We start from the raw sequence: 6256 nt of genomic DNA on the forward strand, positions 1-6256 counted from the left end.
TTTCCTGATTCTGTTAAGCCAGTTTCATTCCAAACTTTTTCATCTCTTCTGCAAGAGCCTGTTTGTGAGCCTCCTCCATCGGGGAAAGCGGCATTCTCAGACCTCCAACTTCTTTTCCAAGCAGATTCATCGCCGTCTTTACCGGAATCGGATTGACCTCGCAGAACAGCTTGTCGATCAGCGGCAACGCATCCAGCTGCATCTTCAGACTTCCTTTCAGATCGCCGTCAAAGAACTTCCGGCAGATGTCATGGGTGTACTCCGGTGCAATATTGGCAAGAACGGAGATGACTCCCTTGCCTCCAAGAGACAGAAGCGGGACGATCTGATCGTCATTGCCCGAATACAGATCCAGCTTTCCGTCCGTCAGCTGCATGATTTTCGCAATCTGGGAAATATTTCCTGATGCTTCTTTGATTGCCACGATGTTATCGATTTTGGCAAGCTCTGCTGCCGTCTCCGGTGCAATATTCAGACCGGTCCGGCTTGCTACGCTGTAGAGAATAATCGGCGCCTTCGCCTCATCGGCTACCGCCTTGTAATGGGCAACCAGTCCTTTCTGTGTCGCCTTGTTATAGTAAGGCGTTACAAGAAGCAGCGCATCCGCGCCGTACTCAACCGCTTCTCTTGACATTTCGATTGTCGTAAATGTCGCATTTGACCCCGTTCCTGCAATGACCGGGACTCTCTTTTTCACCTGCTGAATCGTAAATTTGATGCACTCCATATGCTCTTCTTCTGTCAACGTGGATGACTCACCGGTCGTACCACAGATAATAATCGCATCCGTCTTATGATCAATATGATACTCAATCAGTTCATCGAGCTTATCATAGTTTACGGAACCATCCGGTAAAAATGGTGTCACAATCGCTACACCTGACCCTGTAAATATCGACATAATATTACCTCCAACTCGTTTGTTTCCTTTTCACACTTTAGAACATTAAATCGTCATTACTGAAAGTTTATCACTATTCCCAACATGTGTCAAACATCAATTCAACGAGTCCTGCCAGCATTGGGTCCTTATTCTTCCTGGCATTCCAGCTTGCTTACCGACACTTCATAAGCGGTTCTTTTCTCTGTCTCCGTCTCCGATAATTTTTTTATATATTCCCGGCTCTGTACCCGTCCGAGAATATGTACATGCGCGCCGACTTCAAACGAGGAGGCAAACCTTGCGTTACGTCCCCAGCAGATACATGGAATATAGTCTGATTTCCCGTACGGTCGGTTGACGGCCAGCAGAAGGTCCGCAATTTCCCTTCCAAGCGGAGTCTTTCTGTATACCGGTGCTTTACAGATATAGCCGTCCAGAAAAATGCTGTTTGTCTTGACACCGTCCATATCCTCATCGCTCTCCACAAAGGACACTTCCCTTGCGAAGACGGACAGCACAAGTCTGTTTTTCTGTTCCTCATGCCGATTATAGGACCGGAACTGTCCCTGAACGATAATATACTCTCCCACATAATCCTGGGTCACATCGATCAGACGCTCAGAGATCATGACCGGGATCCGGTCCTCCGAGTTGCTCAGGCGCTTCACAAGCACTTCCATCGTGTAGAAGCCCTCTCCAAATACTTCGTGGCTGAATTCGAATGTTGTCGCCACCTGTCCCATAATCGTTACCTGGTTGTTTTCAATGATCTTATCTGACATGAAATGTAATTCTCCCTTCCTCTGATACGTAGTTTTTTATCTTTAATACTTTATGCCCCTCCTTGAAAGGATATGACCATTCCAGAAGATTTTCCATAAATTTCGATCGACATATTCCGATAAATATGGATAGAAATGCTTGTAAAATCCAAAAAATATGGTAGACTATATAAGTTGCTACATTATATAAGTAGAAAGAAGGATATAACGATATGAAAATAAAACGTGAAGATATTCGTAATATTGCCATTATCGCCCATGTAGACCACGGGAAAACAACTCTGGTTGACGAGCTTTTAAAACAGAGCGGCGTCTTCCGTGAGAATCAGGAAGTTGAAGAGCGTGTCATGGACTCCAATGACATCGAGCGTGAGCGCGGCATCACCATTCTTTCAAAAAATACAGCCGTACACTACAAAAATACGAAAATCAATATTATTGATACACCGGGACATGCCGATTTTGGCGGCGAGGTAGAACGTGTCCTCAAAATGGTAAACGGTGTTGTCCTTGTTGTAGACGCCTTTGAAGGGCCGATGCCGCAGACCAAATTCGTTCTGAAAAAAGCGCTGGAATTAAAGCTGCCGGTCATTGTCTGCATCAACAAAATCGACCGTCCGGAAGCACGTCCGGATGCAGTGATTGACGAGACACTGGAGCTCTTTATGGATCTGGACGCAGATGACAGCCAGCTGGACTGCCCGTTTGTGTACGCTTCTGCCAAAGGCGGGTACGCGATTCTGGAGCTGGATGACAAACCGGAAAATATGATCCCGCTTTTCGAGACGATTCTGGAATACATCCCTGCCCCGGAAGGAGATCCGGACGCCGCCACCCAGGTGCTCATCAGTACAATCGATTATAATGAATATGTGGGACGTATCGGTGTAGGAAAAGTTGACAATGGAACAATCCGGGTAAATCAGGATGTCATCGTTGTCAACCATCACGAGCCGGACAAGCAGAAACGGGTAAAAATCAGCAAGCTCTATGAGTTTGACGGTTTGAACAAAATCGAGGTCAAAGAGGCCGGAATCGGTTCTATTGTTGCCATTTCCGGTATCGCTGATATTTCCATCGGAGATACGATCTGCTCCCCGGAACATCCGGATCCGATCCCGTTCCAGAAAATTTCCGAGCCTACGATCTCCATGCAGTTCAAGGTTAACGACAGCCCGTTTGCAGGGCAGGAAGGAAAATTCGTAACTTCCCGTCATCTCCGCGACCGTCTGTTCCGTGAACTGAATACGGATGTCAGTCTCCGCGTGGAAGATACCGATGACATGGACAGCTTCAAAGTGTCCGGACGAGGCGAGCTCCATCTTTCCGTCCTGATCGAGAACATGCGACGCGAAGGCTACGAATTTGCTGTCAGCAAGGCAGAGGTTCTTTATAAAGAAGACGAAAACGGAAAACTGTTAGAGCCGATGGAGCTTGTCTACATCGATGTTCCGGACGAGTTTACCGGAACCGTCATTGACAAGCTGAGCCAGAGAAAGGGCGAACTCCGGAATATGGGAATGTCAAACGGTGCCTACACCAGACTGGAATTTTCCATCCCGTCCCGGGGCCTGATCGGATACCGCGGCGACTTTCTGACCGATACAAAGGGGAACGGAATCATGAACACTGCCTTTGACGGCTACGCTCCGTACAAAGGCGAAATTCAGTATCGTAAAAACGGTTCTCTGATCGCTTTCGAGACAGGCGAGGCTCTGACCTACGGTCTTTTCAATGCCCAGGAACGCGGAACATTATTTATCACTCCGGGGGAACGTGTCTATGCCGGAATGGTAGTCGGCCAGAATGCAAAGACCGATGATATCGAAATCAATGTCTGCCGGGCGAAGCACCTGACCAACACTCGTGCTTCCGGTTCTGATGACGCATTAAAACTCTCTCCTCCGCGTATCCTGAGTCTGGAGGAGGCGCTGGATTTCATTGATACAGATGAACTTCTGGAAGTGACTCCGAAGAGTCTCCGGATCCGTAAAAAGATTCTGGATTCCAGAATGCGCAGACGTGACAGCGCGAAAAAATAAAAGTGAATTATTCTGAGGTGTCTATATGGATTTTTTATGGTTTTTAGAAGGCATCCGGACTCCTGCAGGTAACGAATTCTTTCAGTTCGTTACCTGTTTTGGTCAGGAAACCTTTCTTCTTGCATTAATCTGCTGCTTTTACTGGTGCGTTAATAAAACATTCGCCTGTCAGCTGGGCCTGACCTATTTTTCATCCGGGCTTTTCGTACAGAGTATGAAGATTACGTTTCGGATTCCGCGTCCCTGGGTTTTGGACCCGGATTTTCCGCCGGTAAAGAGTGCCGTTTCCCATGCCACCGGTTATTCGTTTCCAAGCGGTCACACGCAAGGCGGCACCTGTCTGTTTGCTCCCCTTGCAATGAAAGCCGGAAACAGGATTCTGAAAGTGTTATTTACCGCAGCATTTCTTCTGATCGGTTTTTCAAGAATGTACCTGGGCGTCCATACACCCAAGGATGTGCTTGCTGCCCTGACAGTTTCCCTTGCCTTTTCCTGGTTTTTCTCCAGATTTTCTTCCAGGCTTTTTGACCATATCCGGACACTGTGTATCGTCCTGGCCATCTGTGCTTTTGCAGTGCTTCTTTACGCCTGTCTTCTAATGCACCTTGACCGGCTGGCTGTCAGATATGCCGCAGACTGTATCAAAGCCGCCGGAGCCGGACTTGGTTTCGCCGCAGGACTTTATCTGGAACAGACACGACTCCGGTTTTCCACCGCGGCACGCACCCGTACCGCACAGGCCATAAAACTGCTTGCAGGTCTTTTTTCCACACTCCTGTTCAAGCTGTTCCTCTCGGGCCTTGGCTCCGCCCTGCTCTGGAAAGCATTTGTTTACGCTTTCCTCGTTTTCTGGATTCTGTTTTTATATCCTGCCCTCTTTGTATTCGTCCAGAAAAAAGCATAGTTTTTTCATTCTATTGTTTGTACTTCTCAGATTTTGTCAGTAAACTTATTACTTTTAATATTTTTTTTAGTTATTTATAATTGCATGTCCAAAGTCTTCGTAGTATAATAAGGGCAGGAATTCAAATCTATGATTTGAAAACAGATCTTCTGCCAGATTGAACTGCTTTCGCAGCCGGGCAGAAAATACAGGAAAAAGGAGTTGGGCTTATGAAATTTATTATCAGAGGAAAAAATATCGATGTGACGCCTGCTTTAAAGGAAACAATCGAGCACAAACTTGGAAAGTTGGAAAGATATTTCACTCCTGAAACCGAGATACACGTTACACTCAGTGTGGAAAGGGAAGAGCAGAAAATTGAAGTCACTATCCCTCTCAAGGGAAATATTATCCGCTCCGAACAGTCCAGCAACGATATGTATGTTTCTATCGACCTTGTCGAAGAGATCATCGAACGTCAGCTCCGCAAATATAAAAACAAGCTGGTTGAAAAACATCAGGCTGGTGTGGATTTCAGCAAATCATTTGTGGAAGATCATGATCACGACAGCGTGGAAGACGATTCTATTCAGATTATCCGTACAAAACGCTTTGGTATCAAACCAATGTTTCCGGAAGACGCATGCATTCAGATGGAACTTCTCGGTCATAATTTCTATGTATTTACCAACGCTGAGACAGATGAAGTCAATGTTGTATACAAGAGAAAGAATAATACTTACGGTTTGATCGAACCGGAATTCCAGTAGTATTATAAAAGCAAGGGGCTGTAAAACACAGCCCCTTCCCTATTTCTCAAACAGCATCGTTTCTCCCTTATGCACTGCGAAAAAGCACTCTTCGCCCCACTCCAGTTTCGCCTGTCCGTTTGTCCCTTCTGTCAGCTCTTTTTCCATTTTTCCCTTTTCTCTGTAAGGAATCAGACACTCCATGCAGACAGCTTCCGTATACCGGGTGTCCAGAACATGAATCCCATTCTGGGCAAGGATGTACTGGATCTTCCCCAGTCCGGTATATTCAGTCCGGATTTTCAGTTTAATCCCTCGTTTTCTGGTAATAATAGCACTTGCAAGAAGTCCCTCTTTTGCTGCTCCGGAGTAGGCCCTGACAAGCCCGCCGGTTCCAAGAAGCGTTCCTCCAAAATAACGGGTCACGACAATCACGGAGTCATGGATGTCCTCTCCTGTCAATACATCGAGAATCGGCTTCCCGGCGGTTCCTCCCGGCTCTCCATCATCACTGAAACGCTGCAGTTCAAACCGCTCTCCCAGAACATAGGCATAGCAGTTGTGCGTAGCATTGTAATGCTTTTTCCGGATGCTCTCTATAAATTCCAGCGCCTCTTCCTCCGTGTCAATATGGGAAACCGCCGCCAGAAAACGAGATCTCTTTTCAACAATTTCCGCTTCCCCGTTTTCAAGCACTGTCCTGTATTCTTCGACCATGTTCGTTCCTCCTGTATCTTCTTTTCTACTATAACAGGAATTTCAACATTTTCAAAACTTTTTCTTAAATTTTTATCAGCGAATACTGAAGATTGCATTTTTTTCTTTATTTCAATATTGAAATCCTGTCTTTGACAGTTATTGGAAGAAAAAATCGCTGTATCCCTTGTGTTTACTGGGCTACAGCGATTTTTGTCGTT

Annotated in this window: 6 protein-coding genes; 3 read left to right on the forward strand and 3 right to left on the reverse strand. The window is 46.2% G+C overall.

Going from position 1 to position 6256, the window contains the following annotated elements; genetic code table 11:
- Positions 1-13 precede the first annotated feature (13 nt).
- Both dapA and FGQ85_RS14935 read right to left on the reverse strand, forming a co-directional pair.
- A complete protein-coding gene (gene dapA / locus FGQ85_RS14930; protein WP_087167490.1) occupies positions 14-901 on the reverse strand; it encodes a 4-hydroxy-tetrahydrodipicolinate synthase in 888 nt (295 codons plus the stop codon).
- A gap of 128 nt (positions 902-1029) precedes the next feature.
- Positions 1030-1665, reverse strand: coding sequence for a single-stranded DNA-binding protein (locus FGQ85_RS14935; RefSeq protein ID WP_087167491.1), 636 nt, complete (start codon positions 1663-1665; stop codon positions 1030-1032).
- A 212-nt stretch (positions 1666-1877) separates the two neighbouring features.
- Here FGQ85_RS14935 and typA point away from each other — a divergent pair, with 212 nt between their 5' ends.
- The 3 genes from typA (at position 1878) to raiA (ending at position 5360) form a co-directional block, all read left to right on the forward strand.
- Complete coding sequence (typA, locus tag FGQ85_RS14940) at positions 1878-3707, forward strand: translational GTPase TypA (protein WP_087254562.1); 1830 nt, start codon at positions 1878-1880, stop codon at positions 3705-3707.
- A 25-nt stretch (positions 3708-3732) separates the two neighbouring features.
- Positions 3733-4611 carry a phosphatase PAP2 family protein gene (locus FGQ85_RS14945; RefSeq protein WP_087254565.1) on the forward strand — a complete coding sequence of 293 codons (879 nt, stop codon included), beginning with the start codon at positions 3733-3735 and terminating at the stop codon, positions 4609-4611.
- 209 nt (positions 4612-4820) lie between these two features.
- Positions 4821-5360, forward strand: coding sequence for a ribosome-associated translation inhibitor RaiA (gene raiA / locus FGQ85_RS14950; RefSeq protein ID WP_087167494.1), 540 nt, complete (start codon positions 4821-4823; stop codon positions 5358-5360).
- 39 nt (positions 5361-5399) lie between these two features.
- Here raiA and FGQ85_RS14955 read toward each other — a convergent pair whose 3' ends face one another.
- Positions 5400-6056, reverse strand: coding sequence for a YigZ family protein (locus FGQ85_RS14955; protein ID WP_087167495.1), 657 nt, complete (start codon positions 6054-6056; stop codon positions 5400-5402).
- Between the last annotated feature and the right edge of the window lie 200 nt (positions 6057-6256).

The sequence above is a fragment of the Pseudoflavonifractor sp. BSD2780061688st1 E11 genome (genome assembly GCF_005844125.1).
GTDB classification, from domain to species: domain Bacteria; phylum Bacillota; class Clostridia; order Lachnospirales; family Lachnospiraceae; genus Sellimonas; species Sellimonas catena.

Coding starts and splice junctions, on each gene's coding strand:
- FGQ85_RS14945 (WP_087254565.1), top strand. CDS start 3,733: ATGGATTTTTTATGGTTTTTAGAAGGCATCCGGACTCCTGCAGGTAAC.
- raiA (WP_087167494.1), top strand. CDS start 4,821: ATGAAATTTATTATCAGAGGAAAAAATATCGATGTGACGCCTGCTTTA.
- typA (WP_087254562.1), top strand. CDS start 1,878: ATGAAAATAAAACGTGAAGATATTCGTAATATTGCCATTATCGCCCAT.
- FGQ85_RS14935 (WP_087167491.1), bottom strand. CDS start 1,665: ATGTCAGATAAGATCATTGAAAACAACCAGGTAACGATTATGGGACAG.
- FGQ85_RS14955 (WP_087167495.1), bottom strand. CDS start 6,056: ATGGTCGAAGAATACAGGACAGTGCTTGAAAACGGGGAAGCGGAAATT.
- dapA (WP_087167490.1), bottom strand. CDS start 901: ATGTCGATATTTACAGGGTCAGGTGTAGCGATTGTGACACCATTTTTA.